This window comes from Planktotalea sp. (genome assembly GCF_049680325.1).
GTDB lineage: Bacteria > Pseudomonadota > Alphaproteobacteria > Rhodobacterales > Rhodobacteraceae > Planktotalea.
The window spans coordinates 1-2570 of sequence record NZ_JBAUHO010000096.1 but is presented as its reverse complement, the minus strand read 5'-3'; the positions used below and the strand labels follow the sequence as shown (position 1 = coordinate 2570).

4 protein-coding genes are annotated in these 2570 nt (G+C 53.2%); 1 reads left to right on the top strand and 3 read right to left on the bottom strand.

Features of this window, described 5'->3' with window-relative positions; translation table 11 throughout:
- Window positions 1–48 precede the first annotated feature (48 nt).
- Window positions 49–477: a GyrI-like domain-containing protein gene (locus tag WBC85_RS04025; RefSeq protein WP_424433390.1), complete on the bottom strand. Its 429-nt coding sequence runs from the start codon at window positions 475–477 to the stop codon at window positions 49–51.
- Window positions 478–507: 30 nt separating this feature from the next.
- Entirely contained in the window at window positions 508–660 is a 153-nt protein-coding gene (locus WBC85_RS04020) for a hypothetical protein (protein WP_424433389.1), read from the bottom strand.
- 126 nt (window positions 661–786) lie between these two features.
- Here WBC85_RS04020 and WBC85_RS04015 point away from each other — a divergent pair, with 126 nt between their 5' ends.
- The gene (locus tag WBC85_RS04015; protein ID WP_424433388.1) at window positions 787–1479 is read left to right on the top strand and encodes a hypothetical protein; all 693 of its coding nucleotides are present in this window, start codon (window positions 787–789) and stop codon (window positions 1477–1479) included.
- Window positions 1480–1556: 77 nt separating this feature from the next.
- Here the strand turns inward: WBC85_RS04015 and WBC85_RS04010 are convergent.
- The coding region (locus tag WBC85_RS04010; RefSeq protein ID WP_424433387.1) for a site-specific DNA-methyltransferase at window positions 1557–2570 on the bottom strand (1014 nt) is incomplete at its 5' end.

Sequence of the window (2570 nt, the reverse complement as noted above, 5' to 3'; positions counted from 1 at the left end):
CTTCCTAACTATTAAACGACTGCGCGGCGCCACAGAATGGCGCTGCGCTTAGGCTCGTTTGACCGGCTGGCGCAAAACGGTTTTCAGCTTTTCAGGTGCGGCCCGCCGCGGGTCGCTTAGATAGATTTCATGGTGTTTTCCGTTCCACGTCAAACCATGTTCAGGCATGTATTCGTTATGAAGCCGTGCAAGCGTCGGTCCTTCGTCGCTATAGGGACCAATGTGGAGAATTTGCACCGATAACCCTTCTGCAAAACTCTCGAAACGAAGCGAGGGCGGCTGCGGGCCTTTCTTTTCAACCGCCTTCTCCAGTGCCTGCGCGAACATATCGGCTGTGATCCAATCAGGCTGCATTATCATTAGCGTCCAGAGCCACTCATCACGGCGACCTTCGGTATAGGCGCTCATATCATCCGCCCACCAAAGCCCTTCCAGTGGCGCGACGACATAGTCCTTTCCAAGCGTCAGTTTAGACATGAATTTCAGCCCGTAACTAACGGGATATAGCTATTCACACGCCTCGACGTAGACCGGGTTGCCTGGCCGCCCAGCGCCATCGATCATGACAAAGTTCATCGCCGGTACATCAACCTGAACAAAATCTGCTTTGGACGGTCCATAAAGCGTTTTCAGCTTCTTCTTTAAATCGATCTTTTCCATGTTTTCCCCATTGCAGATCGTTGCATCATAGAAACTACGCATCCAATGCAGCAAGCGATTTGGCCGGGTTTACCCAAGATTCATTATTGAGGTGCATAGCTGGGCGATCTTTTGGGGAACAGTGCGATGCGTGTGGCGATCCTAAAACCCGTTCAAGTCTTCATTGGCCTATGGTTCGTATTGTTTGCAGGCACTATGGCGCAGGCAAGTTGCGTCGAAAAACGGGTGTTCGATCAGATCAACCAGATCATCCAACGAACTGTATTTGATGGCCTACCTATTTCGCTAAGTGAGCGGCACGCGTTGACCGTCGCGCTCAACCGGTTGCAACCCGACAGTGTTGCGCCCCTTTTGAAGCAAAGCAGCCTGTCGATCTACGCGCCGTTCCTTGATGATCTGCTGAAGGATATAGATGCTTTGGGGCGGCAGGGTAACGCGAAAACGATAGGCATTGGCGCAATGGATATGCGGCTAGGCGCGCAGATTTTTGATGAGCTTTGCCAGCCCGAGGCCGAGATTGTCGCACGGTTTGATAGTAGCGCGCAAAGCCGTCAGCTGGGGCTCATCACGTTTTCATTCGAAAGTGCGTTCCGCTTGGGAAGCTCCCCTGACATACGTTCCTATTTCAATCTGTCACTGGTGTTCTTCGTCTTGCTGGGCCTAATCAGCTTGGTCGTTTTCTCCTGGAAGGCATATGTGATCGTCGACACGTTTCTAGCAAACCGAAAGGCCCGCCTTATTCGCGCGGCAGCTGACGTTCTGAATGAGGCGGCTAAAGTGCAGATTCTTCAAACCGCAAACAAAAAACCCCCGCCTTGAAGACAAGGCGGGGTCAGTAGGTGCCGTGAAGTCAGGACACAGGCACCGGCGGTGTTCGTAATAATTTGGGTAATCGCTTAGAGAGGCTTTTCGGCCATTTCAGAGCGGATTTGCTGGCGCAGCACATCGATTGGCACCGTTTTGCCATCGCGCTTAAAGCTCCAGTAGGTCCAGCCATTGCAGCTTGGCGCGCCCTCTAGCGCGGCACCGACCTGATGGATAGACCCCTTCACATCATCACCAATAAGCGTGCCATCTGCGCGCACCTTGGCTTTGTGACGGTTGTTCATGGAATAGAGGTTTTCGCCCGGACGCAGCATGCCGCGCTCGACCAATTGGCCAAAAGGAACGCGCGGTTCGGCACGTTTGGATGTGGAAACCTGCAGTGCTTCGCGATCAAACTTGCGTACCGCTTTGATGCGCTTTTCGGCAACTTTGCGATAGGCTTCCTCGCGCTCGATACCGATGTATTCGCGGCCCAACATTTTGGCGACAGCGCCAGTTGTTCCAGTGCCGAAGAACGGATCTAGAACCACATCGCCGGGGTTGGTGGATCCAACCAGAATGCGGTGCAACAGGCTTTCAGGCTTTTGTGTCGGATGTGCTTTGTCGCCGGCTTCATCTTTCAGGCGCTCATGGCCCGTACAGATCGGCAGAACCCAGTCAGAGCGCATCTGGATTCCCTCATTGAGGGCCTTTAACGCTTCGTAGTTGAACGTGTACTTTGCGCCCTCGGATTTAGAGGCCCAGATCATCGTTTCATGGGCGTTCGTAAAGCGCTTGCCGCGGAAGTTTGGCATCGGGTTTGACTTGCGCCAAACCACATCATTCAGGATCCAGTAGCCTTCATTTTGAAGGGCAGAACCGACCCGAAAGATGTTGTGATAAGAGCCGATTACCCAAATAGCCCCATTGGGTTTGAGCAATCGGCGTGCCGCTTTGAGCCAGTCTTGGGTAAACTTGTCATAGACGGCGAACGACGAGAATTGGTCCCAATGGTCATCAACCGCATCAACGCGGGAGTTATCGGGGCGATGCAGCTCACCTTTGAGCTGCAAGTTGTAGGGTGGGTCGGCGAAGATAAGATCAAT

Bases quoted from the DNA above. Each gene is read 5' to 3' on its own strand.
- WBC85_RS04025 (WP_424433390.1), bottom strand. From the start codon at position 477: ATGTCTAAACTGACGCTTGGAAAGGACTATGTCGTCGCGCCACTGGAA.
- WBC85_RS04020 (WP_424433389.1), bottom strand. From the start codon at position 660: ATGGAAAAGATCGATTTAAAGAAGAAGCTGAAAACGCTTTATGGACCG.
- WBC85_RS04015 (WP_424433388.1), top strand. From the start codon at position 787: ATGCGTGTGGCGATCCTAAAACCCGTTCAAGTCTTCATTGGCCTATGG.